Below are 25270 nucleotides of genomic sequence, written 5' to 3' on the forward strand. Positions count from 1 at the left end.
GTCCATCGCATGGTCACCAAAACTCGTCGAGATTTTCTGAAACTGTCCGCCGGACTGGCTGGCGCGACAGCCGCCACCACCCTGTTTCCCGAATCGATTCGCAAGGCGTTGGCAATCGAACCGAGTTCGGTCACGGGCACGATCCAGGACGTGCAGCACATTGTCGTGTTCATGCAGGAGAACCGCTCGTTCGATCACTATCTCGGTCACCTGAGCGGTGTGCGCGGTTATAACGACCGTTTCCCTGTGACGCTGCCGAATGGCCAGCCGGTGTGGTTCCAGCCGCGTCAGGAGGATCAGACGAAGGTGATCGCGCCGTTCCGCTACGACACGACCAATCCGAACGTCAACGCGCAGTGCATCGGCGGCTTGCCGCATACGTGGGCCACCACGCACGGCGCGATCGACAGCGGCCGTGCCGACAAGTGGGCCGTGCAGAAGACCAACATGACGATGGGCTATCACGTGCGCGAGGACATTCCGTTCCACTACGCGCTCGCCGACGCCTTCACTGTGTGCGACAACTACTTCTGTTCAATTCCGGGTAACACGCACCCGAACCGCATGTATCTAATGACGGGGATGGTCGACCCACTCGCCACGGGTGGCGGGCCGCTACTCGACAACACCGACTACATCGACAACCAGTTCGATACTATCAAGCTGCAGCCCTTCAACTGGACGACGTATCCCGAGCGGCTGGAAACGGCCGGCATCTCCTGGCAGATTTATCAGCAAGGCACCGGCTTCGACAATTTCAGCGGCAACTACGGCACGAACATGCTGGCCTCGTTCCAGAATTTCGTGAACGCGCCGGCGGGTTCGTCGCTGCAGAACCGTGGGATGAGCACACGCACGCTCACACAGTTGAAGGCCGACGTGCAGGCCGGCGCACTGCCGCAAGTGTCCTGGCTGTTGCCGCCCGCCGCGTATTCGGAGCATCCGAAATTCACGCCGCTCTATGGCGCCAATTACATTTCGACGATCCTCGACGCGCTGACGTCGAATCCCGACGTGTGGAGCAAGACCGTCCTGTTCATCATGTACGACGAGAACGACGGTTTCTTCGATCACGTGGTGCCGCCGCAGGCGCCTACGGTGCCCGGCTCCGGCATGAGCACCGTGGACATCTCGCTCGAACGGCACAACGTCGTGAGCGCGACGCAGACTGGCACGTATACCGCCGACAATCTGCCGTACGGCCTTGGCCCGCGCGTACCGATGACGGTCGTGTCGCCGTGGTCGAAGGGTGGTTTCGTTTGCTCGCAGGTGTTCGATCACACGTCGGTGCTGCAATTCATCGAAAAGCGTTTCGGCGTAGTCGAGACCAATATCTCGCCGTGGCGCCGTGCCGTTTGCGGCGACCTGACCACGGCGCTCGACTTTTCGAAATCGGATTCGACCGTGCCGTCGCTGCCGAGCACGCAAACCTACGTCGCGCAGGCCGATCTGCAATGCGCGCGTTCCACGGCGCAGGCTGCGCCGGCCAGCACTGCTCAGCAGCTGGTGACGGCGCAGGAGGCGGGCACGCGGCCCGCGCGGGCGCTGCCGTATGAGTTGCATGTGAACGGGCAGTTGCAGTCGCAAGGGTATGCGCTGACGTTTGCGAACACCGGCACGCAGGGCGCGCATTTCTGGGTGTACACGGGCGACCCGACTGCAATGCCGCGTCGCTACACCGTCGAAGCCGGCAAGCAGTTGACCGATACGTGGGCATTCGACGTGAACGGTAACTATATGGTGAACGTCTATGGCCCGAACGGCTACTTCCGGCGCTTCGCGGGTTCGTCCACGGCGGATGCCGCGGCAAAGCCGGATGTCGTGACCTGTTACGACGTGGCCAACGGCAATGTCTACGTGACGCTGTCAAACGCAGGGAGCGCGCCGCTCACGGTCACCGCGGCCGACGTCGCCTATGGACAGGCGCCGCGCACGCTGACCGTGCCCGCGGGGAGCAGTGTGGAGGCGCATTGGGACCTGTCATGCAGCAGCCAGTGGTATGACTTTCAATTGACGGTTGCAGGCAATGCGGGCTGGTTGCGGCGCATTGCAGGTCATGTGGAAACAGCCCACACCAGCATCACCGATCCGGCGGCCACCGCGCCGGTGACGAAGGCGATTTAGGCGTACGGAGTGGACATTTCTTTCAATGTCATTTCGGGGCGGCCGCAAACTGGTAAGTCAATTTTACATTTGGCGACAAGCCGCGGAGTTCGTGAGAGGATGGCACTTCACTTTTTCTCGCGGAGGGCGAAATGGGACTCTTGGACGAAGTAGGCAAGATCGCTGGAGCAGTAGCGGCCGTTGAAGCAGCAGAAAAAGTCGATCCGGAAGCAGGTTTGCTAACGAAAGGCATTGCAGCGATTGCCGGCTTTGAAGGCGCCGGTGCATTGGAGTCGCTGGTCGAGAAGAAAGACGGCGAGAAGCAGGACGACGCCGACAACGCCCAGGCTGCAGACGGTACGAATCCTCAGACGTGATTTTTGCGCTGTGAGCGGGCCAGTTCTACATAGGACTGGCCCGTTTTTTATGGTGAGCTGGAATCGAGGCCCGCGTGCAGCACACCGCTTTTGATCGCAGCCTGCTACGATGCGCCCGCGCTTGACATGCCCGGTCGGGAGGCTGTCTTGCGGGAGGTCGGTGCGGTATTCGTGAAGTGGACTTCGGCTCGAACATGACGAGCGTTGGCCAGCGCAACCTGCGGATAGATGTGATCCGCGGCGTTTCGATTCTTCTTGTCCTGTTTCACGACTTCAACATTGCGTACAGTCTGAACGCCCCAACTGCTCGGTCATGCCAAGTTCGGCGAAAACCTTCGACATCATGCCGGCGCGTCGCCACTCCAGCCATTTGATGTAGCAGGTTTGCGATGGCGGAAAGCTTGCGGGGAGACGCTGCCACTTTTCGTCATTGCGAACGATCCACAGTATGGCGTTCACGATCTCGCGCGGATCTCGCCGTGGCCGGCCGACTCTCGGTGTGGTGTCGTGGTGGAACAGGTGGGCAATGCGTTGCCAATCTTCATCAGACAGCGGGGATTCGGGCATTTTCAGATTTTAACTAGCCAGTACAATCTGATTATCCCAAGTAGAGTCTTTCTGCTAAATCGCGATTTCGGACGTTAAAGCGGCGCAAACCGGGGGATTGCTTTTGGCCGGATTGTGGTGGCCCAGGGGCTCGACAGATCTGCCCTCGCGCTAACGCGATTTGCCCTTGGTATTCTTTTTGGAGCTTGTGGCGCGAGGCGCATCTTTAGCCGGCAAGGCACCGCCGCCGTTCATCTGCTCCATCCACGACAAGGCGTCGACGTACGACAGGAACTGCTGGAGATACCCCGGCGACAACTCGCTCATCAACGAGAGCGATCGATGTACGAGACTGCTTGAGTTGAGCGGACCGGCATTGCCCGGCGCTTTCTTCAGCGACTGCCGCAACTGTTTCTCGGACCGGACCTTGGACCAGGTCTCCCTGAAGTAGTCGAGCGCCTCCAGTTCCGGATAGGACGATGGCCGGGGCGTGACGCTACCCGCTGTGAGGCCGTCACCGCCTGCAGGCGCATGACTGGCGATGTAGTCGATCAGTCCGGCAAGCGTTCCGCGAGCGGGTTCATCGGATGATGCCTTGGTGCCGATGTCGGCGTCGGCATCAGCATCGACCGCCCTGGGCTCAGCGCGTTCAAGATCGAAGGCATACGCCTCGATCAGTTTGTCGAGCCTCTCATCCAGGAGACGCCGCGCCTCGCCGCTATAACCGGCTGCCCGCCTATCCAGCGCCTCGATGAAATGAAAGCGGATGGGATCCAGCCGATCGGCGCCGCGCTCGCGCCATGCGTCGAGCGTTGCCCGGGCGCCGCCTGTCACCTCGCCGGCGCCACGACTCGTATGACTCACACTACTCACGAGGCTTCACCGTTGCGCTCGAAGGCCTCGGGACCGGCGCTATTTCCACGCGCCGGTTTTTCGCCCGGCCCTGGTCGTCGGCATTCGAGCTGACGGGCTGCTGCGAGCCGAACGCGGCCGCAAATACGGACGAGGCGGGAACGCCTGCATCGATCAACGAACGAGTCACCGTCAGCGCGCGCTGGGCCGAGAGCTCCCAGTTGTCGGCAAAGCGACGGTTAGCCTCCCGCACCTGCCGGTCATCGGTAAAGCCGCTCACCATCAGGATCTGGTCATTGGCCCGGAGGTAGGCGGAGAGCGGCCCCGCCAGGCTCTTCAGGACGTCCCGGCCTTCGGGCTGCAATTGGTCGGAGTTCAGTGCGAACAGCACGCTGCCGTTGATGCCGATGCGTCCGTTGACCAGCGTGACCCGGCCCGCTGCCAGCGGTCCTGCCAGCGCCTGCTCCAGGGTCTTGCGGCGCTGCGTTTCCATCTGACGCTGCTTGACCTCTTGCGCAAGCCGGGTCGAGAGTTCCAGTTGCACGCCGATGACGCCCACCAGGATCAGCACGAACGCGCCCAGCAGCACCGACATCAGGTCGCCGAAGACGGGCCAGATGGGCGCCGTGGTCTCCACGCCGCCGTCGATTTCCTCGCTCATGCCGCTTCAGCTCCGACGGACGCCCGCTTGCCCGCGAGGTGCTGCAGGTCTTCGACGATCTGCTTCTGCGACATGATGCTCAGGTCGATGACTTCTCGTGCCTGGGCAACGTAATAGGCCAACTGTTCGTCGCTGCGCGCGAGGGACTTGTCCAACGCGGCTTCGATACGCTGCAGATGCGCGACCAGCGTGGTGTTCGACTCGCCGAACACCTGGACGGCCGCGCCGAATGCTTCACCGAGGCTCGCCACTTCGACGGCGCTGCCGGTGACCTGCGCGGCCACTGCGCCCAGCTTCCCGGTTTCGAGTTCGACCTTGTCGGTGAAACGGGCGCCGACACGATCCAGCAGATCCGCCGATGTGGCGACGAGCGCGTCGACGGCCGTGCGCTGTTCGGTGGACGCATGGTTGACGGCATCGAGCAGGGTTTCCAGCGTTGCCAGCAGGCGGCTACGCTCGTCCAGCATCGCGGTGTCGCGGACCATGCTGTCTGAGAGCTTCTGACGCAATTCGGCGACGACTTCGGCTGCAGCCTTCGGAGCTTCCGACGCGGCTTGCACAAGCTGGCCGATCTCGGCGATCGTGCTGCTCGCGTGCGCCTGTGTTTGGGCCGAGATGTCGCGTGCGGTTTGTGCGAGCGTGTCGCAGATCTCCTGCTGCCGGCTGGCGCTGTGCGTGCCAACCTGCTCCCATTCCTTGCTCAGCGTGGTGGCCATGGAGCCGAGCGTCTCGGTCCAGGCGGCCAGCCGCTGCTGGTCCCGTGCGGCGAGTTCTGCCTGCAGGTTTGCTGCGGCCTTGGGGGCGTCCGCAGCCACTTGCACGAGCCGGTCGATCTCAGCGATCGTGCTGCTCGCGTGTGCTTGTGTTTGGGCCGAGATGTCGCGTGCGGTTTGCGCCAGCGTCTCGCAGATCTCCTGCTGGCGGCTTGCGCTAAGCGTGCCCGCCTGCTCCCATTCCTTGTTCAACGTAGCGGCCATCGAACCAAGTGCCGCGGTCCAGGCCTCCAACCGCTGCTGATCTCGCGCGGCCAGTTCCACCTGCAAGTCCGCCGCGGCCTTAGGTGCTTCCGCGGCCGCTTGCACGAGCCGGTCAATCTCTGCGATCGTGCTGCTCGCGTGTGCCTGGGTTTGAGCGGAGATGTCGCGCGCGGTCTGTGCGAGTACATCGCAGATTTCCTGCTGGCGGCTCGCGCTAAGCGTGCCCGCCTGCTCCCATTCCTTGTTCAGCGTAGCGGCCATCGAACCGAGTGTCTCGGTCCAGATCGCCAATCGTTGCTGATCTCGCGCGGCCAATTCCGTCTGCAAGTCCGTATGCGATTGGCCCACTGCGGCGAACAGTGACGCCGAGTGCTGCTCGAAGGTTGCAGCGGCCGCCGCCAAAGCTTGCTGATTGTGTCCCGCCAGTTTCTCGCCGACCTGTTCTTGCCGTGCCAGCGCCTCGTTCCACGCTGCCGACACGTTGCCCGCAGTTGCGTCGAGGCGCGCGGAGACGCCTTCCAGCAGGCCAGCCGAGCGTTGCTCGAAAGTCTCGGTGAATCGATCCAGCGACGTGCCCAGACGCTGGGTGAGCGCCTCGTTCGATCGCTGCTGCCCCTCCAGTGCCTTGTTCCAGATGCCCGCGACGGTGGTGGTGGTTGCCTCGAAGCCAGTCGAGAGTCCATCCAACTGCCGCTGGACGGCATGCGTGACGGTGTCGTGCATCGCGGCCGTCTCGCGCGCGAGACCTGCCAGCGTGGCCGCCATGACCGGCTGCAGCGCCGCGCTGGCGGCGCGGGTGCTTTCGGCGACGCTCTCCTTCAACGACTGCTCCACGGACGCAGCAAGGCGCGTATAGGTGACCTCGGCCCTGCTGTGGAAAGCGTCCTGGCTGGCGAGCTGCCGCTCGTTCAAGGCGAGGCTCTGTTGCTCGATGGCCGTCATCATCGCCTGCAGACGATCGACCAGCGTGGGCATCACCTCGGCCTGCCGCTGCAGGAGCTTGAAGCTTTCCTCGCGCTGATGGGTCTGCGAGTAGATGCGCAAGGTCGTCGCGATCTTCACGTCGAGCAACTGCGCGGCATCGATCCGTTCGCGCCGGCACAACGCCGAAAGCAGTCCCAGCATCGCGGACGTGGCCACACCCGCAATCGACGTGCCGAACGCGAAGCCCAGTCCCTTGACCGGCGCGCCGAGCGAATCGCGGATAGCTTGCAGGTCCGTCGCGCTTTCCAGCGCCAGGCCGGTGCCCCGCAAGGTCGCCACCATGCCGAGGAGCGTGCCGAGCATGCCCAGCAAGACGAGCAAGCCGACCAGATACGGCGTCAGCGCCGGGCCCGGCAAGGCCACACGCTCGCCCTCGACGCGCAGGCGCACCGCGTTGCGCAGGCTGGGATGCAGGGGCTCAAGCCAGACGCCCAGGCTGGGCGGCGGCCCAGACAGGCCCGCAACCCCACGCGCCAGCGTGGACGTGGCCTGGCTGTAGCGCCGCAGCTCGAGCGCGCCTGCCAGGTAGCAGGCGCCAATCAACAGCGTGACCGCCAACGCCAGCACATTCGAGCCGACGTAGCCGCCACCGATCCAGCACACCGCGGCCAGACCTACCAGAAAAACAACGAGATTGAGATATCTGGACATAGTGTCCCAGTTAGCAGGTGCGAAGGGCGGCGAGCAGCCCCTCGACCGGTTGTAAACGAACATCCAGTTCGGCCAGCAACACGCTCTGCATATCTTTGCGGAACGTGTTCAGCCACGTGCCGGGTGTGGCGGGTGTGGCGGGCGGGACGGTTGCGGCGTCCCCCGAGGCTTCGGCGTCGGCCAGCGTCTGTTGCTCCGCCTCACGCAAACGCTCGAAGTGCCCCTTGAGCAAGCCGGGCACGGCGGCCAGCAGACTCCGCTCACGCTCGCTGAGCGCTCGCTCCATCACGGCGTCCACCACCGCGAGCCGGGCCATGGCGGGCGTTCTGGCGGCCAGCATGGCCCGCAGTCGGGCGCGCAGGGTGCCGATGCCCGTCTCCATCGACTGCTGCATGGAGAGGTAGCGCTGACGAAAAACCGCGTAATCGACTGGCGCATCCGCCGGGGCGCCTTGCGGGAGCGCCTGCGCCGCCGACCCGCGACGCCTCGCGACGGCAAACACGCTATCGCCGACGATGGCATCCGCCAACGACACGCGCACGCGGGCGCACTCGCTCTCTTCAGCGTCGCTGAAGGCGCGTGCGCCGACGGCGACGGCGGGCGGAGCGTTGCTCAGCGCCGAGGACAACGCGATCGCGTCGGTCCAGCCGAGCCATTGGCTTAGCTGGTCCGAAAGCGACTGGCTGGATTCGGGAACGTCGACGTCCGTCAGGCGAGCAAGTAAACGAATGAGCGCCGGGCCACTGAAAGCTGTGCGCTGTGGGGCTTGCACCATACCACCAGAGTCAAAAAAGTCAGCAGTTTACACGGCGGCAGGGTGAGGGATGCAGCCCCTTAATGAGTGGGCGGGGTAAGCGAGGGGTTTCAGCGCGGCCAACGGGCCGATTGTGATGCAGTAATTTGGGCCGCCATGAGGGTTTTTACGAGGTTAATTGGGCGGCTTCTACACCGTCTATCGACTGAATGATCACGGCGGTCGGGCGGCGTGATGCACCGCGCCGACGCGGTGTAGTCTCTCCCGAAAGAGGCGGCACGGCACCGCCCACGTCCAGCCGTTTCATCTGCATGTCATAGCTTCGCGACTAGGATGCCCTGTCACTTCTGTCGCACCTTGGTCCGACACGGCACGCGCGGCTCACATAACACCGTGCGTTCGCCGTCCGCGTTGCCGACCTTCCACCCCCCTACAAAAACACCCGACATGACAAACAAGAAAATCGACAAGGATTTGCCGACCGATCAGGGCGCTACCATCGTCTCGCGCCGTGGCTTTCTGAAGTTTGCGGGCGCATCGAGCCTCGCGACGGCCGCGGGCGCGCTCGCGTCGGCGGCGCGGGCCGCGAACGGCACGCCCGACGGTACGCCGGAGCAGATCCACCTGACATGGGGCAACGATCCGACGAGCGAAGTGACCGTGTCGTGGGCATCGCCGGCACCGGCGGTCAATCCGCAAGTGCGGTTAAGCGGCGGGGGCGGGGCGAGAGTAACGGTGCACGGCGTGCAAAGCACCTATACCGATGGCCTCAACGGCGAAGTCGTGTTCACCTATCACGCGCGTCTGCGTGGCCTGAAGGCCGACACGAGCTACGAGTACGAGGTGAGCGCCGACAACGACAGCAACGCGGCCCAGCCCTTCACCGCGAGCTTCCGCACTGCGCCCCGCGGCCGCGCGTCGTTTCGCTGGACGAGCTACGGCGATCTCGCCACGCCCAACACCGGCTGGGTCCTGTCGTCGCCGCAAAGCCGTTTCGCGGTTCAGGCCGTCGAGCGATTTCAGCCGCTGTTCCACCTGCTCAACGGCGATCTCTGCTACGCCAACCTGAACCCGATGCACCAGCCCGACGTGTGGCGCGATTTCGGCAACAACTGCCAGACCTCGGCGTCGAACCGGCCGTGGATGCCCTGTCCGGGCAATCACGAGCTCGAATTCCACAACGGCGAACAGGGCCTCGCCTCGTATCTCTCGCGCTACACGCTGCCGGAGAATCACACGCGCTTCCAGGGACGCTGGTACAGCTTCCGCGTGAGTTCGGTGCTCTTCATCTCGCTCGATGCTGATGACGTGGTCTATCAGGATGCGGCTGCGTTCGTGGCCGGCCCGAATCCTCTCGTGCCGGTGGCGAGTACCGGCAATCCGCCGATTCAACCAGGCACGTCGCTCTATGTGCGTGGCTATAGCGAGGGCGAGCAGACCCGCTGGCTCGAGAAGACATTGCACCGGGCGGCGGAAGACGACGAAGTCGACTGGATCGTCGTGCAGATGCATCAGGACGCGCTGAGTTCATCGAAGACCGGCAACGGTTCCGACAAGGGCATCCGCGAAGCCTGGCTGCCGCTGTTCGACCGCTACGGCGTCGATCTGGTGCTGTGCGGGCATGACCATGATTACGAGCGCAGCTATCCCGTGCGCGGCTGCAATCACAACAAGGGCACCGATATCGCCACAGGACGCGTGGTCGATACATTGCAGCCGCGGCCGGTGATGTCGGCCGTGTCGTCGGGGGCATCGACGTTCGATACGAGTCACGGCACGATTCACCTGATTCTCGGCGGTGGCGGGACGAGTGCGCCGCTCGATGTGTACGGGGTGGATATCGGCACCGGCTTGCCGCAGGCGCGTATTTTTACGCGGCCGAATCGTCCGGTTGCCGGGACGACCGCGAGTACGTTTGTGCGTGCCAGCGCGGATGCCGTTGAAGATGCAGTGTGGTCGGCGCAACGGGATACGGGCACGGGCTACGGTATCGCGGTGTTCGATCATGATCCGGGCCATCCGGGTGGCGAGACCACGATCACGATGAACTACTACCACGCGCCGGGTGCGGATCAAACACCGACGCAGAACTATGAGTTATTCGAAACGATCGAGTTGAAGAAGAAGCGACACGGATAAGTTGCTCTTCGCTGCGGTTCGACGCTCCAGCGACTTACTTTTCGGGGCGTCGAACGGTTTCTTTGCCGGCGACTATCTCGACGCTATTTCGCGCGGCGGGACTTGAAACCCGGCAGTGTCCGGGCGTCGGGGCTCCACGCAAGGTGGACTGCCTGCTCCACTGCTGCCTTGAACTGCGACTCGCTCGTCCAGACCGGCATACGTGTGCGATAAAAGTCCGCCCACTGAAATTCGGCGAAGGGTTCCGGTGTCTTCAGATAGCCGCCCGCGTCGCGCACGAATGCGGCGAGGCTGCGGTACGGATCGTCCGTGAGGGCGGAAACCTCATCGGGGATCGAGGAAATGGCTCGCAGGATGCCGCGTTCATCGTAGGGATGCACCCAGCGCCTTTCAATCACGGTGTCCCAGAACTTCGCGTCCGGCAGCCGCGACAGGTCCGCTACGACCTCGGCGAACGCTTTCGCGATACCGCCATCCCACAGCGCACGCGCGAGATGGTGGTGGTCGATGACATAGTGCCTGTCATGCTTGCCGATGACGGTGGGAATCGGTGCGCTTTTCAGAAAGTCTTTCAAAGACTTTGCATCCATGGCCAGCAGGCGCTTTCGTTTTGCATCGACTTCCAGCATGCCGACCGTTGCCTGCAGCGGCCGCAGTTGTTCAATGCCGACACTCGTTATTCTTGCCATGGCGTGCCCCTCCGTATCCGGAGCATTCTACTGCTCTGCTCAAGCTGGACTCCCTTAAATAGAAACGGTAGGCTGTCAGTGCTGGTGACTCTGTTTGGCTATGCTGGTCTTGAACGACAACGTGGAGCCTGCACATGGACGTGAGCACTGAAACGCTGGTGGAACTGCTGCGGGAAGTAGAAGCCGACGACCCGATCGACTACGCGGACCTTCCATTTGGAGAACAGGAACTCAGGCGGCTCGTCATGAGTTCACTTGTCGAGCGTCACCACCAGGTCGAAGCAGGCAACATGTCGATCTCCGATATCCACGCGCTGTATCTGCTGAGCACCGCTAAGCTCGTTCTTGAGAACACGGTGCTTCACGCGAGGCTGCTTCTGCTTCAGGGGCAGCAGGTCGACGTGCGGTCACTGCTTGCGCCGTTCACCCTCAAAGGCAAACCTTAAAGGCCGGTAGTCGGCACTGTCACCGGCAGCGCATTGCGCATCACCGGATCAGTGCCGCACGCGCATCACTTCTCAAGTTCCGCAAACAGCCAATCCTGGAAGCTATGCAGCTTCGGCAATTCGGCGCGAGACTTCAGCAGGTTCAGCGTATAGCCATGTACTGGAAGTCCTTCCAGGCCGAACGGCGCCACCAGTCGCCCCGTTTCCAGTTCACGCTGCGCCAGAAGCAGGCTTTCGAGGCAGACGCCCAAGCCGTCCACTGCCGCGCTGATCGCCATGAACGATCGATCGAAACGCGGACCGCGTCCAATATCGAGCCGCGTCTTGCGATAAAGACGCATCCAGTCTCGCCATCCGACCAGACACCCCTCGCTATGAATCAGCGCATGGTGCGGTAAATCCGCGACGCTGCGCAGCGGATGCTCTCCAGCCATCAGCGCGGGCGAGCACAACGGCACGATCGTCTCGGGTGGCAATTCGAGCACCATTGTGCCGGCCGGCTGCAACTTTCTCGGACCGTAGCGGATGTCGATATCCACCGCTTCCGAGATCAGATCCACCGCCTCTGACGAGGCATTCAACCGTACGTCGATATCCGGATGCGCCGCACTGAAACGCGCGATGCGCGGCATCAGCCATTGAGTCGCAAAACTGGGCGTGCAATGGATCGTGAGGATGTCGCTCTTGGCGGCGCGCCCGATCTCGCGGGTGGCTGAGTCGATCCGCGCGAACGCCGCGGTGATTTCCTCAGCGTATTGCCGCCCATAGTCCGTCAGGATCACCGTACGGTGCAGCCGATGGAACAGACGAATGCTCAATTGCTCTTCCAGCAGCTTGATCTGATGGCTGACGGCTGAGGGCGTGACAAACAGTTCGTCTGCTGCGAGCGCAAACGACGAGAGCCGCGCGGCGGCCTCGAATGCCTGTATCGACTTGAAGGTGACGCGATTGTGCATGGCAGCATCAAGGTGAATTGAATTCATCCATTGGCCCATCTTAATTCGTTTGAGCGCGTGTGAGCGCGAGATTACGCTTGAGTCACTGGGGTCGGCATCACAGCGGCCCCTGCAAAGCGATCCATAAGGAGACAAACAGTGACCACTAGCGAAACCGCGCCGTACGCCCAACTCGCGGAGCACGCCTATCAGATTCGCCGCAACGCGCTGCGCATGGGCGAAGTGCAGGGGCAGGGTTATATCGGCCAGGCGCTCGATATCGCCGATGTCCTCGCCGTCGCCTATTTCCGCGCCATGCGCTATCGCGCCGACGACCCCGAATGGGAAGGCCGCGACCGCTTTTTGCTATCGAACGGTCACTACGCCATCGCGCTGTACGCCGCGCTGATCGAGGCCCGCATCATCGCCGACGAAGAACTGGAAACCTACGGCAGCGACGACAGCCGTCTGCCGATGTCCGGCATGGCGAGCTATACGCCCGGCATGGAGATGTCCGGCGGCTCGCTCGGACAGGGGCTGACGATCGCGGTGGGCCGCTGCCTGGGTCTGAAGCGCAAAGGCTCGAATGCCCGCGTCTACACGCTGTTCTCCGACGGCGAACTCGATGAAGGCGCGATCTGGGAAGGCCTGATGTCGGCCGCTCACTGGAAGCTCGACAACCTGATCGCGATGGTCGACGTCAACAACCAGCAGGCCGACGGCCCGTCGTCGAGCGTCATGGCGTTCGAGCCGCTGGTCGACAAACTCCAGGCGTTCGGCTGGTTCGTGCAACGCGTGGATGGCAACGATCTCGCCGCCGTCGTCGCCGCGTTCGATGCGGCACACGCGCATCCGGAAGCGCAACCGCGAATCATCGTCTGCGATACGCGGATGGGGTGTGGCGTGCCGTTCCTCGAAGCGCGCGAGAAAAATCACTTTATCCGCGTCGATGCGCACGAGTGGCAACTCGCGCTGCAGGCGCTGGAAGCCGGGAGAACCGTATGAGCGCCGCCGTACCGAAACCGCGTCTGAAAACATCGGCGATGATCGCCTCGATTGCAGGTGAAGGGCAGATCACCCGCTCGGCCCCGTTTGGCCACGCACTGGTCGAACTGGCGCGTAACCGCCCCGAAGTGGTCGGCATGACGGCCGATCTCGGCAAGTACACCGACCTGCATCTGTTCGCGAAGGAATACCCGGAGCGCTATTACCAGATGGGCATGGCCGAGCAACTGCTGATGGGCGCCGCGGCCGGCATGGCGCACGAAGGCGCGCAGCCGTTCGTCACCACCTACGCCGTGTTCGCCGCACGCCGTGCTTATGACTTCATCCATCAGGCGATTGCCGAGGACAACCTCGACGTCAAGATCGTCTGCGCGTTGCCCGGCCTCACGACTGGCTACGGCCCGAGCCACCAGGCGGCAGAAGATCTCGCCCTGTTCCGTGCGATGCCGAACCTCACGGTGATCGACCCGTGCGATGCCATCGAAATCGAGCAGATGGTGCCGGCCATCGCCGACCATCGCGGGCCGGTGTATGCGCGACTGTTGCGCGGCAACGTGCCAGTCGTGCTCGACGAATACGACTACCAGTTCGAACTTGGCAAAGCGAAGCTGCTGCGCGACGGCGCCGAGGTGCTGATCATCTCGTCCGGGATCATGACGATGCGCGCGCTGGAAACGGCGAAGGCGCTGGCCGCCGATCGCGTCGACGTAGGTGTGCTGCACGTGCCGACCATCAAGCCGCTCGACACCGCCACGCTGCTGCGCGAAGCGCGCCGTTCCGGCCGCCTTGTCGTGGTGGCGGAGAACCATACGGTGATCGGTGGCCTGGGCGAAGCGGTGGCGGCAGTGCTGCTGACCAATGGCGTCACGCCGCCGTTCCGTCATATCGGCTTGCCCGACGCGTTTCTTGACGCAGGTGCGCTACCGACCTTGCACGACCGCTACGGCATTTCCACCGAGGCGATGTGCGACACGATTAAAGGGTGGTTGCGGTAAAGGTTCATCAAGGCGGGTAGGCGCCGCACATACGCGCACTTACCGATAGCAAACAATTTAGCAAACCATAAGCTTCATATTCAGGAGATCCGCATCATGTCAGAGTCACGTCTACTCGACGGCAAGGTCGCCGTCATTTCCGGCGGCGCGTCGCCGCGCGGCATCGGTATGGCGACCGCCCGCATGTTCGCGGCGCATGGCGCACGCATCGCCATTTTCGACCTCGACGAAAATGCCGCGGTCGAAGCCGCAGCGTCGATCGGACCCGAACATCGTGGCTACGTGTGCAATGTGACTGACCGTGGCGCCTGCCAGGCTGCTGTCGAACGCACCGTCGCCGATTTTGGATCGATCGATATCCTGATCAACAACGCCGGCATTACCCAGGCTGCCAAGCTGCTCGAGATCGACCCGGAAAGTTGGGACCGCATTCTCGACGTCAATCTGCGCGGCGTGTTGTATCTGTCGCAAGCGGTCGTCCCGCAGATGAAGAAGCAGAAGAGCGGTTCGATCGGCTGCATGTCGTCGGTCTCGGCGCAGCGCGGCGGCGGCATTCTCGGCGGCCCGCATTACTCCGCGGCGAAGGCCGGCGTGCTGGGCCTCGCCAAAGCGATGGCGCGCGAACTCGGCAACGACGGCATTCGCGTGAACTGCGTGACGCCGGGTCTGATCCAGACCGACATCAACGCAGGCAAGATCAGCGACGACAAGCGCGGCGAAATTCTCGCGGGCATTCCGCTTAATCGTTTGGGCGTACCTGACGATGTGGCCGGCGCCTTCCTGTTCCTCGCGTCGAACCTGTCGTCGTATATCACCGGCGCGGTGATCGATGTGAACGGTGGCATGCTGATTCACGGCTGACGCCCAACGGCAGGACGGGCCGTTGGGCGGGAGGCCGGCGGCGGCGATGGAGACCACGTAGTAGAGAACAGACGACCGCGGCGAGCAACACGTGCAGCCGCCGCGGTTCAGATTCCAAAACCATAACGACGCGCGATCCAGCATTGGAGGAAGACACCATGACAACCCGTTCGAACGCCCCGCAGGGCATCAGCCGCCGCACCTTTCTGAAGGCCGGTGCGACCTTATCCGCCGCCGCGCCGTTATGGAGCATCTCGCGAAGTGCGATGGCGGCCCCCGAGTTTTCGTACAAGCTCGCAACCGGCCAGGACCCGACACATCCGGTCAACATCCGCGCGCAGGAGGCGATCAATCGCATTCGCGAAGCGACCAAGGGCCGCCTCGATATCAAACTCTTTCCGCAGAATCAGCTCGGCTCCGACACCGATCTGCTCTCGCAGGTGCGCAATGGCGGCGTCGAGTTCTTCAACCAGGCGTCGTCGATTCTGGCCACGCTGACGCCCGCCGCAGGCATCGTCAACACCGGCTTCGCGTTCAAGGACTACGACGCGGTCTGGAAGGCCATGGACGGCGATCTCGGCAACTACATCCGCGCGCAGATCGGCAAGTCGGGCCTCGTGTCGGTGAGCAAGGTGTGGGACAACGGCTTCCGGCAGATTAGCTCGTCCACCAAGGCGTTGCGCGCGCCGGCTGATCTGAAGGGCTTCAAGATTCGCGTGCCGCAAGCGCCGATGCTGACCTCGCTGTTCAAGGCGCTCGACGCCGGCCCCGCGCCGATCAATTTCAACGAGCTGTATTCAGCGTTGCAAACCGGCGTGGTGGAAGGTCAGGAAAACCCGCTGCCGATCATCGCGACGGCCAAGCTCTATGAAGTGCAGAAGTACATCAGCCTCACGTCGCACGTGTGGGACGGTTACTGGATTCTCGGCAATCGCGCTGCTTGGGAGCGTCTGCCTGCGGACATCCGCGCGATCGTCACGCGTGAATTCGAAAGCGCCGCGATGCTGCAACGCGCGGATATCGCCAGGCTCAGCCTCTCGTTGCGCGACGACCTGAAAAAGAAGGGTATTACTTTTATCGATGTTGACCGGGACGCTTTCCGTGGCGCGCTGGCCAAGACGAGCTTCTATCACGACTGGAAAGGCAAGTACGGCGACGAGGCGTGGGGGCTGCTGGAGAAGTCCGTCGGAAAACTGGGGTAATGCGATGATCTCGATCTCCTATTCGCACGAGCGGCAGCATCGGTTCGCCTGTGCGCTCGACTCCGCTCTCGGCCATCTGGTGGAGATTCCCGCTGCGTTGCTGGTGCTTGCGGAAATCGTCGTGCTGCTGGCTGGTGTGACGAGCCGCTATCTGCTGCACGCGCCGCTCGTGTGGTCCGATGAACTCGCATCGATGCTGTTCCTGTGGCTCGCCATGCTTGGCGCCGTGATCGCGTTGCGGCGCGGCGAGCATATGCGGATGACGGCGCTGGTCGGCATGGCGCCGCCAGGTGTGCGCGCCTTTCTCGACGTGGTCGCGATCGCCGCGCCGATCGCGTTCCTCGCGATGGTGATCGGTCCGGCGATCAGCTTCGCGCAGGACGAATCGTTCATCACCACGCCGGCTCTCGAATTGTCGAACTCGTGGCGCGCGGCGGCATTGCCGGTCGGTTCGGCGCTGATGCTGCTGGTGGCAGTGGTACGGCTCGCCCGTATGGGCAACTGGCGCCTGACGCTCGCCGCGATTGCAACGGTCGGTGCGCTGGCGGGCATCTTCATTGCGCTTGGCCCGCTGCTTCACGATCTCGGCAATATCAACCTACTGATCTTCTTTGTCGGCCTGGTCGCGCTCGGTGTGCTAAGCGGCGTGCCGATTGCCTTCTCGTTTGGACTCGCGACCTTCGGCTACCTCGCGCTGACCACGAATACGCCGATGCCGGTGGTGGTCGGCCGGATGGATGAGGGCATGTCGCATCTGATCCTGCTTTCGGTGCCGCTCTTCGTGTTTCTCGGCCAGTTGATCGAGATGACCGGCATGGCCGCGGCGATGATCGCTTTTCTCGCGAGCTTGCTGGGTCACGTGCGCGGCGGGCTGTCGTACGTGCTGGTCGGCGCGATGTATCTGGTGTCGGGCATTTCGGGCTCGAAAGCCGCGGACATGGCGGCGGTTGCGCCCGTGCTGTTTCCCGAGATGAAAGCGCGCGGTGCGAAGCCGGGCGATCTGGTCGCGCTGCTGGCCGCGACGGGCGCGCAGACCGAGACGATTCCGCCGAGCCTCGTGCTGATTACGCTCGGTTCCGTGACTGGCGTGTCGATCTCGGCGCTCTTCACAGGCGGCATGCTGCCGGGCATCGTGTTGGCGATCACCTTGTGCATCGTGGTGCAGTGGCGTTATCGACGCGAAGACATGTCGGGCGTCAAGCGTGCGACGGGCGTGGAGATTCTGCGCAAGTTCGTCATCGCGTTTCCTGCAATCGCCTTGCCGTTCGTGATTCGCGCCGCGGTGGTCGAAGGTATTGCAACGGCGACCGAAGTCTCGACCATCGGCATTGCGTATGCAGTGCTGGCGGGCTTGCTGATCTATCGCCGTTTCGAGTGGGCGCGGCTCAAGCCGATGCTGATCGATACAGCAACGTTGTCGGGCGCGATTCTGCTGATCATCGGCGCGGCGACCAGCATGGCGTGGGCGTTGACGCAGTCGGGCTTCTCAGGGCAGCTCGCGCAGACGCTCGGTGCTCTGCCTGGCGGCGCGGCGATGTTCATGGCTGCATCCATCTGCGTATTCGTGATTCTCGGCAGCGTGCTCGAAGGCATTCCGGCGATCGTGCTGTTCGGCCCACTGATGTTCCCGATCGCGCGGGCGATGCACATCCATGACGTGCACTACGCAATGGTGGTGATCCTGTCGATGGGTGTGGGCCTGTTCGCACCGCCGTTCGGCGTGGGCTATTACTCGGCCTGCGCGGTGAGCCGCATTCATCCCGACGAAGGCATGAAGCCGATTCTTGGTTATATCGCTGCGTTGATGGTTGGGTTGATTATCGTTGCCGCGGTGCCGTGGATTTCGACAGGTTTCCTGCATTGATCCGCTGACGTATGAGGCTGCGCGGTGCCGTCTCAGACGAAGTTCTTCCGCCTGATCCAATCCGTTTTGATTGCCGCCGCCCTGCATGCCGGGGCGGCGTAGAGGAGCCTTTTGTCATGTCCACCACTGAAGCTCAGTCTGCTGCATCGATTGCTTCGCTTACGCCGTCGACTTCGCTGTTGGCCGCAGCGACGCAATCTCGTCAGCAAGCACCCCAGTTGCCGCTGGCCGACGCGATCCGCTTCCTCTCCATCGATTCAATTCTGTGCGCGGGTGAAGGCCATCAGGGCGTGCCGCTCGGCATGGCCGAAATCGCAACCGCGTTGTTCACCCGGCACCTGAAATTCAATCCCGCCGATCCAACCTGGCCCGACCGCGACCGCTTCGTGCTGTCCAACGGCCACGGTTCGCTGTTGCTGTATTCGCTGCTGTATCTGACTGGCTATGCGGCGATCGGGCTTGACCAGCTCAAGACTTTCCGCGAACTGGGTTCGCATTGCGCGGGACATCCCGAGTACGAGCCGGCGCATGGTATCGAGGCGACCACCGGTCCGCTGGGGCAAGGCATTGCCAACGCGTTCGGCATGGCCATCGCCGAAGCGTATCTCGCGGCGAATTTCGGCCGCGAGCTCGTCGATCACTACACGTATGCGTTCGTCGGCGACGGCTGTCTGCAGGAGGGCATCGGTCAGGAAATGATCTCGCTGGCCGGCCATCTGCGGCTCGGCAAACTGATCCTGTGCTGGGATGACAACCAGATCACCGACGACGGCAGCACCTCACTCTCGATCAGCGAGGATGTCTGCGCGCGATTTCGCGTTGCCGGTTGGCAGGTGATCGAAGTCGACGGTCACGATCTCGAAGCGGTCAGCGCGGCGTTGACGATTGCGCGCGCCGACCCGCGGCCCTCGATGATCGCGTGCAAGACGGTCATCGGCCGCGGCATTGCGCGCTTGCAAGGACAGCGCGGCGGCCATAGTGGCAAGTTGTTCCAGGCGGATGCCGACGCGGCGCGCGCACAACTCGGCTGGCCGCACGCACCGTTCGACGTGCCCGCCGATATCCTGAGCGCATGGCGCGAAGCGGGCCGGCGCAGTAGTGACGAATACAACGCGTGGCATGCGCGTCTCGCCGCGTTGCCGGACGCGCAGTGCGCCGAGTTCGAACGGGTCATGGCGGGTGGCTTGCCGGAAGGTTGGTGTGACGTGCTCGACGCTTACCGCAAGCGTGCGGTGGAACGCGACGAGCCGCAGCCTGGCATCACCGTGTCCGGCGAGATCAGCGATCTGTTCGCGCCGCTGCTGCCTGAACGCATGGTGGGTTGCGCCGATCTCGAAGCGCCTACGGGCCACAAACGCCAGTTGCACGCCTTCACCGCCGACGACCACAGCGGCGCGTACGTCCACTGCGGTGTGCGCGAGCATCTGATGGGTGCGATGGCCAACGGCATGGCCGCGCACGGCGGCATCGTCGCGACCAGCGTCACGTATCTGGCGTTCTCCGACTATCAGCGCCCGGCGATGCGCATGGCCGCGCTGATGGGCCTGCCGGTGCACTACGTGTTCAGCCACGACTCGATCGGCGTCGGCAAAAACGGGCCGACGCATCAGCCCGTGGAGATACTCGCCTCGTTACGCGCCATGCCGAATATGCGCGTGCTGCGTCCCGCGGATGCGGTGGAGGCCGCCGAGTGCTGGGCCCTCGCGCTCGAACATCGGCGCGGGCCGAGTACGTTGATTTTTGCAAGGCAGGCGTTGCCGCTGGTGCGCCGCGAATATAGCGCCGAGTCGTTGTCGCGTCGCGGCGCCTATGTGCTGGCCGAAGCGGACGGCGGCGCGCGTGTCGTGACGTTGCTGGCCACCGGCTCCGAGGTCGCGTTGGCGTTGCAGGCACGCCTTCGGTTACAGGAAGAGGGCATTGCGACCGCGGTGGTGTCGATGCCGTGTTGGGAAATCTTCGATGAACAGGACGCTGACTATCGCGCCGCGGTTTTGGGTCCGAACACGGTGCGCGTCGGTATCGAGGCGGCACTGCGTTTCGGCTGGGATCGCTATCTGGGCGAGCGTGGCGGTTTTGTCGGGATGACGGGCTTCGGTGCCTCGGCTTCCGCGGCGACGTTGTACGAGCACTTCGGTATCACCGCGCAGCATGTCGTGGCCGAAGCAAAGCGGCATCTGTAAATCAACAAGGACATGAGCATGCATAAGATCGCCTTTCTCGACCGCGCCACGCTTGCGCCGCAAATCGTGTTGCGCGAGCCGCGCTTCGATCATCAGTTGATCGAGTATGAAAACACGTCTCCTGAGCAGGTGTTGCAGCGGCTCGCCGGTGTGTCGATCGCGATCATCAACAAGGTGGCGCTAACGCAGGACGTGCTCGCTCAATTGCCCGATCTGAAACTTGTCGCCATCGCCGCTACGGGCACCGATTGCGTCGACAAAGCGGCTTGCCAGCGGCTCGGCATCGCCGTGTGCAATATTCGCGGCTATGCGATTAACACGGTGCCCGAGCACACGTTCGCACTGATACTCGCGCTGCGGCGCAATCTGATCGCGTATCGCGATGACGTGCTCGCCGGCGAGTGGCAGAAGTCCGGACAATTCTGTTTCTTTACGCACGCGATTCACGATCTGGCCGGCGCGCGTCTTGGCATCATCGGTGAAGGCGTGCTCGGCCAGCGTGTCGCGGAAATCGCCAAAGCCTTCGGCGTGCAACCGATGTTCGCCGCGCACAAAGGGCGTGACGGTCTGGGTCCGCTTTACACGCCGTGGGACGAGGTGCTCGCGACCAGCGACATCATCACCGTGCACAGTCCGCTCACACCGAACACACGGAATATGCTGGCCATGCCCGAGTTCCGCGCGATGAAAAGAAAGCCCTTGATCATCAACACGGCGCGCGGCGGCCTGGTCGATGAAGGTGCATTGGTGCAGGCGCTCGACGAAGGTTTGATCAGCGGTGCAGGTTTCGATGTGACCGCATGCGAACCGCCTCCTGAGGACAATCCGCTGATGCGTGCGGCCGGTCGCCCGAACGTTATTCTGACGCCGCATGTTGCATGGGCGTCGGACGAGGCGCAACAGCGTCTTGCCGATCAATTAATGGACAACATTGAAAACTTCGTCAACGGTGTGCCGACCAATCTGGTGCAAGGGGCATATTGATTGCCAGCGCACGCGGCGTCACGCTGCGTGCGGATCGTCGGACAAATCGCATGCGCCTCGATCGCGAACAGAACTAGTTCGTTGCCGACAAAAATCTGACCGCACCGGACGAGAAAATCGCCTCTCGCCAACCGAACGGTCCATCAAATCGAGCTGAAGTCCCCCGTGGCCGCGGGCGCAGAGAATGCCCGCGCGTTTCTGACGATCTTGCCCCGATCTCGCGACTGTTCAGCACAGGTTATTTTTTCGCATTAGCATACGAGCGATGTCCCGTGCCGTTCGGTGGAGTGAATCACCGGACCATTGCCACCGGACAATCAACGTGTGCGGGTCGCGCAAATCATCCCCACATCAACCCATCGCAGGCTCACGCTGCGAACTTGCCGTTTGACGTGCTCTTCGAGCAGACGGTCGTCATCAATCCAATCGTATCGATTGAACGGATCGTTGGTTAATATGAGGAATGTTCGTACATCATTGATAGTCGGAGTGCTTCTCCTCGAGTTGGTGTTCGGCGCTTTTTTACTGCTACAAAAAAGCCATCGCTCGGAGGTTGACACCGACGTGACGGCGGGAACTGTGATCGGTGCGGCGCCTCTCTCCGGCAACACGGTGACTGACCCCAAGCAGTCTACGAGCGGGACCGTGGTGACCGTATCCGGCTCGCCAGTGGACGATGCCGTGCCATTGCCGCGAGCGAACACGCGACCACGCGAATCGGTTGCCGTTCGTGCTTATGCCGAGTCGAAGACCGCCCCCGTGTTGCGAACCGAAGGCCGGCGTGACAGTCTGCATCGTCATGGCTCGAATCCGGTCGCGGCCGCGATCACGGATGAGCTGGTCAAACAGTCCGCGAAACTCGATCCGGCTTTGCCGCCGCCGGCCCAAGCCCAAGCCCAAGCCCAAGCCCAAGCCAGTCATGACGACTCGTATCGTCGTGGCTCGAACCCGGTTGCGGCCGCAATGACTGACCAACTGGTGAGAGAGTCCGCGAAACTCGATCCGTCACTGCCGCCGCCGAATCAGTCCGACATGAAGTAAGCGCGCGATGCGACGCCTGGCCGGCTACCGGTAGAACACGTAGTCCGCGAGATAGGGCGAGCTTCCGGTTTCATGTTCCGTTGAACACGGTGCCGTCGGCGCTAACCCGCCGACGGTATGCAAGCGCTGCACATACCGCACCGCTGACAGCGTGCCGCTACCGGCCGTGCTATGTGTTTCGAGGAGTAGCTGGGGAATGCTCGTCCGTGTTTCGCTGGGCTGCTGTGCCAGCACGTGGCCGACGATCCGGCTGCCATCTTCCGTTTCCCAGGAAGGACCCGCACCGTGCCGGACCGTAGCGTGGCCGCTCGCATCGTACAGCGTTGCCAGTGGGCTCTTGAACACCCATCCCAGTCGATGCTGCGCGTCGAATTCACACGAATAGTTCTGTACGCCGGACGCAGCGAGTGTCATCACGCGCTCAGCTTGAGGTGGGTCGATGGATGCACTCGGGGGACTTGCGGGCGGCATTGCGCATGCGGCGAGCATGGATACGGCGATGGTTGCGAAGCTTGCTTGCGAAACTTTCCTGAGCATGGATATCACCTCGAATGAAACGCGGCGCATGGCGGTTGCGGCCGCTAATGACGGCCGGTGAACCGGATAGTCGGGATAGTATGCGCGATCTTGTATGCGCCCGCGCGACGTCGGTGCGAGTCCATAAGCTCATGCTGCGCCCGTCGTAGCCTGGTCCGCGACGCGGGAAATTCGGTTCCGGACTACGGCAATCGCCTGCTTGAGTGCATAAACGTCCTGGAAATAGCGCTGCGGCATCCGGATCTGGTTGGCATGTGCATCGATATGCTCGATCTCGTTCCGCCATTGCGCAATCTGGTCCGGCGTTGGCTGGCTGGTTTTCCATATTTCGTCTTCGAGCGCCTTGATCTCGCGATACCAGACAACCAGGCGTTTTTTTATGCGAGCCTCCGCCATGCGCGGCAACGCCTGCAGCAGACCGAGCAATAAAGCCATGAAGGGAAGCAGGATCAGCAGACGTCGTTCGATAAAGCTGGCCAGCCAGAATGGCAGGTAGCGCTGCAGGAAGGGGCGCCCCGTTTTGAAGTAACGCTCGCTTTCTTCGGAAACAGGAAAATCCTCGGTATTCAGATTGGGAAACACGCCAAGCGGCGTGAAGTAATCTTCGCCGCCGTGGACGGTTTTAGCCGCGTCCAGCAACAGGTAGACCAGCGCAGGGTGCAGCGTGTCTTTGGAGACGAGCAAGGCGGTGGCGGCGAGCAGCGTGACGTCGGCTTGCGGCAGATCGTTGACGACGCTGGTCGCGGCGCGCGGAAAAATAACCTTGGATAGCGACGGGAATTTCTGCACGAGCGCATCGGCCTGCACAAAACTCATCAGCTTGAGATCGCTGTTCAGCAGCGTGGTCTGCATGGGGGCATCGGGTCTGCCGATAAAGAAAGCCGCATCCAGTTGACCGTTTTCGAGAGCCTGGTAGGCTTTGACGGCGTCCATTTGGAGCAGCGTCGTATTGTCCCGTGTGATGCCGCTGTACCCGAGCAATACCTGGGAGACGTTCAGCAGGCCACTGCCGGGAACACCGATTGAAACTCTCTTGCCACGCAGTTCTGCCAGCCGGTTGATGGTGGACTCGCCACGGTAGAACACCCAGATCGGTTCATAGGAGACGGCGGCGATCGTCTGCAGATGGTCGGTTTCTTTCGGGCTGGTGGTGCCGGACTGGATGAAGCCCACCTCGTATGCGCTGTCGGGGTCTTTCAGCCGCTGATAGTTTTCACTCGACCCCGACGAACTGCGGATATCGAGCTTGATACCGTCACGCTTCAGGAGAGGTGCATAGCGATCTGCAAAGCCGCGATAGATCCCGTTGTCTGCGCCGGTTGTGATGACGATGGTGTGCCGGAAGGCGGGCTCGAGTATGACCCGAAGTCCCCAACCAAGCGTGGCGATCAGCACGATCACGCCGGCGATGAGAAGCCGCCGGCGACCCGGTGTCATGGGGCGTTTTTCATTGCGATGAAGCGCTGGGTTGTGCCTGGGCATTGTTCGCCTCTCTCGCGCTGGTGGTGTCTGACAGCCAGCATGGATAATGCAGCGCCGTGGACGCCTTGTCCATATCCGCACTCGAGCTTGCGATCGCCGCGACGCGTGAAGATTCAGTGCGTCGAGGACGGTTGCGCGCCGTCCGGCACAAATACATAACCATGACTGCGGACGGTCTGGATGAACCTCGGCGCGGAGGGGTCTGCTTCGAGAATCCTGCGCAACCGCCACACCTGGACATCGACCCCGCGGCCGGTATGATCGTCTTTCGGCCCATGCAGCAATTCAAGCAGGCGCGCACGGGTAAGCGTGCGCATGGGGTGACTGACGAAGACCTTAAGCAGCGCGAATTCTCCCGCCGATAGCGTGAGCCGGTTGGTCTCCGTGTTGAGCGTGCGCAACTGAAGGTCCAGCGTGAATGGGCCGAATCCAACGACTTCGTGTTTTTCCCGCGTGGCGGCCGACGCAGACAGGGTTCGTCGTCGCAATACGGCCCGCATGCGGGCAAGGAGTTCGCGAGGATTGAAGGGTTTGCCGATGCAGTCGTCCGCGCCCATTTCGAGCCCCACGATCCGGTCCATGTCGTCGGGTCCCGAGGCCAGAATCACGGGGACGGTGTTGCCCGCGGCGCGTAGCGTGCTCAGCGCTGCGAGGCCATTCACACCGTGCATGATCTGGTCGAGGACAATCAGATCGGGTGGGTTCCGTTCGATGTGTTCCCCGAGCGACTTCACCTCGTGCAATACGGAAACCGCCATACCCTCTCGTCCGAGAAAGTCGGCAAGCGACCCAAGTAGTTCGACATCGTCGTCAACGACCAGTATTTGAGTTGTCATAGTAGGGAAATCGAACGCATAGGCCGGCAAACAGGGGTGCAATAACGTTGGCCGCCACGTCACGACTGCTGGTTTGCCGCGCCAGCTTTCAGTGCCGTCAGGCTGCTCGTGACCCGCGAACGTTGTGCTCCAGCTTCTTTAACGGAGCAACCTGCGGGAATCCGTCGCC

General features: G+C 62.6%; 23 protein-coding genes. 13 read left to right on the forward strand and 10 right to left on the reverse strand.

Annotation, left to right across the window (positions count from 1 at the left end; translation table 11 throughout):
- Positions 1-9 precede the first annotated feature (9 nt).
- Positions 10-2124: a phosphocholine-specific phospholipase C gene (locus P3T25_RS40250; RefSeq protein ID WP_429362806.1), complete on the forward strand. Its 2115-nt coding sequence runs from the start codon at positions 10-12 to the stop codon at positions 2122-2124.
- A gap of 131 nt (positions 2125-2255) precedes the next feature.
- Complete coding sequence (locus P3T25_RS40255) at positions 2256-2480, forward strand: hypothetical protein (protein ID WP_154565760.1); 225 nt, start codon at positions 2256-2258, stop codon at positions 2478-2480.
- A 273-nt stretch (positions 2481-2753) separates the two neighbouring features.
- Here the strand turns inward: P3T25_RS40255 and P3T25_RS40260 are convergent, their stop codons facing one another.
- From P3T25_RS40260 to P3T25_RS40280, 5 genes are all read right to left on the reverse strand, one after another.
- Positions 2754-3047, reverse strand: a complete 294-nt coding sequence (locus P3T25_RS40260; protein WP_154565761.1) for a transposase — start codon at positions 3045-3047, stop codon at positions 2754-2756.
- A 150-nt stretch (positions 3048-3197) separates the two neighbouring features.
- Positions 3198-3899 (reverse strand): DUF2894 domain-containing protein, encoded by a 702-nt coding sequence (locus P3T25_RS40265; protein ID WP_429362809.1) that lies wholly within the window; start codon positions 3897-3899, stop codon positions 3198-3200.
- Complete coding sequence (locus P3T25_RS40270; protein ID WP_154565762.1) at positions 3892-4539, reverse strand: OmpA family protein; 648 nt, start codon at positions 4537-4539, stop codon at positions 3892-3894. The genes P3T25_RS40265 and P3T25_RS40270 overlap by 8 nt, the downstream gene beginning before the upstream one ends.
- A complete protein-coding gene (locus P3T25_RS40275; RefSeq protein ID WP_154565763.1) occupies positions 4536-7151 on the reverse strand; it encodes a DUF802 domain-containing protein in 2616 nt (871 codons plus the stop codon). The genes P3T25_RS40270 and P3T25_RS40275 overlap by 4 nt, the downstream gene beginning before the upstream one ends.
- Positions 7152-7161: 10 nt before the next feature.
- Positions 7162-7926 carry a DUF3348 domain-containing protein gene (locus tag P3T25_RS40280; RefSeq protein ID WP_429362811.1) on the reverse strand — a complete coding sequence of 255 codons (765 nt, stop codon included), beginning with the start codon at positions 7924-7926 and terminating at the stop codon, positions 7162-7164.
- Between the two features lie 426 nt (positions 7927-8352).
- On the opposite strand from P3T25_RS40280, the gene P3T25_RS40285 reads away from it, so the two are divergent.
- The gene (locus P3T25_RS40285) at positions 8353-10044 is read left to right on the forward strand and encodes a purple acid phosphatase family protein (RefSeq protein WP_154567001.1); all 1692 of its coding nucleotides are present in this window, start codon (positions 8353-8355) and stop codon (positions 10042-10044) included.
- Between the two features lie 83 nt (positions 10045-10127).
- Here the strand turns inward: P3T25_RS40285 and P3T25_RS40290 are convergent, their stop codons facing one another.
- On the reverse strand, positions 10128-10733 hold the full coding sequence (locus P3T25_RS40290; protein ID WP_154567002.1) for a ParB-like protein: 606 nt from the start codon (positions 10731-10733) through the stop codon (positions 10128-10130).
- A gap of 134 nt (positions 10734-10867) precedes the next feature.
- Between P3T25_RS40290 and P3T25_RS40295 the strand changes: the two genes are divergently transcribed.
- Entirely contained in the window at positions 10868-11179 is a 312-nt protein-coding gene (locus P3T25_RS40295) for a hypothetical protein (RefSeq protein WP_154567003.1), read from the forward strand.
- Positions 11180-11244: 65 nt separating this feature from the next.
- Here P3T25_RS40295 and gcvA read toward each other — a convergent pair whose 3' ends face one another.
- A complete protein-coding gene (gene gcvA, locus P3T25_RS40300; protein WP_408518351.1) occupies positions 11245-12162 on the reverse strand; it encodes a transcriptional regulator GcvA in 918 nt (305 codons plus the stop codon).
- A 111-nt stretch (positions 12163-12273) separates the two neighbouring features.
- On the opposite strand from gcvA, the gene P3T25_RS40305 reads away from it, so the two are divergent.
- From P3T25_RS40305 to P3T25_RS40340, 8 genes are all read left to right on the forward strand, one after another.
- The gene (locus P3T25_RS40305) at positions 12274-13119 is read left to right on the forward strand and encodes a transketolase (protein ID WP_168435995.1); all 846 of its coding nucleotides are present in this window, start codon (positions 12274-12276) and stop codon (positions 13117-13119) included.
- Positions 13116-14114, forward strand: coding sequence for a transketolase family protein (locus tag P3T25_RS40310; RefSeq protein WP_154567004.1), 999 nt, complete (start codon positions 13116-13118; stop codon positions 14112-14114). The genes P3T25_RS40305 and P3T25_RS40310 overlap by 4 nt, the downstream gene beginning before the upstream one ends.
- A gap of 96 nt (positions 14115-14210) precedes the next feature.
- Positions 14211-14975, forward strand: coding sequence for an SDR family NAD(P)-dependent oxidoreductase (locus P3T25_RS40315; RefSeq protein WP_054033623.1), 765 nt, complete (start codon positions 14211-14213; stop codon positions 14973-14975).
- A gap of 158 nt (positions 14976-15133) precedes the next feature.
- The gene (locus P3T25_RS40320) at positions 15134-16177 is read left to right on the forward strand and encodes a TRAP transporter substrate-binding protein (protein ID WP_154567005.1); all 1044 of its coding nucleotides are present in this window, start codon (positions 15134-15136) and stop codon (positions 16175-16177) included.
- A gap of 4 nt (positions 16178-16181) precedes the next feature.
- On the forward strand, positions 16182-18041 hold the full coding sequence (locus P3T25_RS40325; protein WP_154567006.1) for a TRAP transporter large permease subunit: 1860 nt from the start codon (positions 16182-16184) through the stop codon (positions 18039-18041).
- Between the two features lie 116 nt (positions 18042-18157).
- The gene (tkt, locus tag P3T25_RS40330) at positions 18158-20221 is read left to right on the forward strand and encodes a transketolase (RefSeq protein WP_429362817.1); all 2064 of its coding nucleotides are present in this window, start codon (positions 18158-18160) and stop codon (positions 20219-20221) included.
- 18 nt (positions 20222-20239) lie between these two features.
- Positions 20240-21205 carry a D-2-hydroxyacid dehydrogenase gene (locus P3T25_RS40335; protein ID WP_154567008.1) on the forward strand — a complete coding sequence of 322 codons (966 nt, stop codon included), beginning with the start codon at positions 20240-20242 and terminating at the stop codon, positions 21203-21205.
- Positions 21206-21769: 564 nt separating this feature from the next.
- On the forward strand, positions 21770-22246 hold the full coding sequence (locus P3T25_RS40340) for a hypothetical protein (protein WP_429362819.1): 477 nt from the start codon (positions 21770-21772) through the stop codon (positions 22244-22246).
- Positions 22247-22270: 24 nt separating this feature from the next.
- On the opposite strand, the gene P3T25_RS40345 is transcribed toward P3T25_RS40340, so the two are convergent.
- Positions 22271-22735 (reverse strand): DUF3455 domain-containing protein, encoded by a 465-nt coding sequence (locus P3T25_RS40345; protein WP_233465187.1) that lies wholly within the window; start codon positions 22733-22735, stop codon positions 22271-22273.
- Here P3T25_RS40345 and P3T25_RS40350 point away from each other — a divergent pair.
- Positions 22686-22844, forward strand: a complete 159-nt coding sequence (locus tag P3T25_RS40350) for a hypothetical protein (protein WP_233465188.1) — start codon at positions 22686-22688, stop codon at positions 22842-22844. The two genes, P3T25_RS40345 and P3T25_RS40350, sit on opposite strands and share 50 nt — an antisense overlap.
- A gap of 68 nt (positions 22845-22912) precedes the next feature.
- On the opposite strand, the gene P3T25_RS40355 is transcribed toward P3T25_RS40350, so the two are convergent.
- Together P3T25_RS40355 and P3T25_RS40360 are read right to left on the reverse strand one after the other, a co-directional pair.
- Positions 22913-24220: a TAXI family TRAP transporter solute-binding subunit gene (locus P3T25_RS40355; protein ID WP_171929157.1), complete on the reverse strand. Its 1308-nt coding sequence runs from the start codon at positions 24218-24220 to the stop codon at positions 22913-22915.
- Positions 24221-24378: 158 nt separating this feature from the next.
- The gene (locus tag P3T25_RS40360; RefSeq protein WP_154567011.1) at positions 24379-25101 is read right to left on the reverse strand and encodes a response regulator; all 723 of its coding nucleotides are present in this window, start codon (positions 25099-25101) and stop codon (positions 24379-24381) included.
- Between the last annotated feature and the right edge of the window lie 169 nt (positions 25102-25270).

Source organism: Paraburkholderia sp. GAS32, assembly GCF_050434225.1.
In the GTDB taxonomy this organism is placed as follows: domain Bacteria; phylum Pseudomonadota; class Gammaproteobacteria; order Burkholderiales; family Burkholderiaceae; genus Paraburkholderia; species Paraburkholderia madseniana.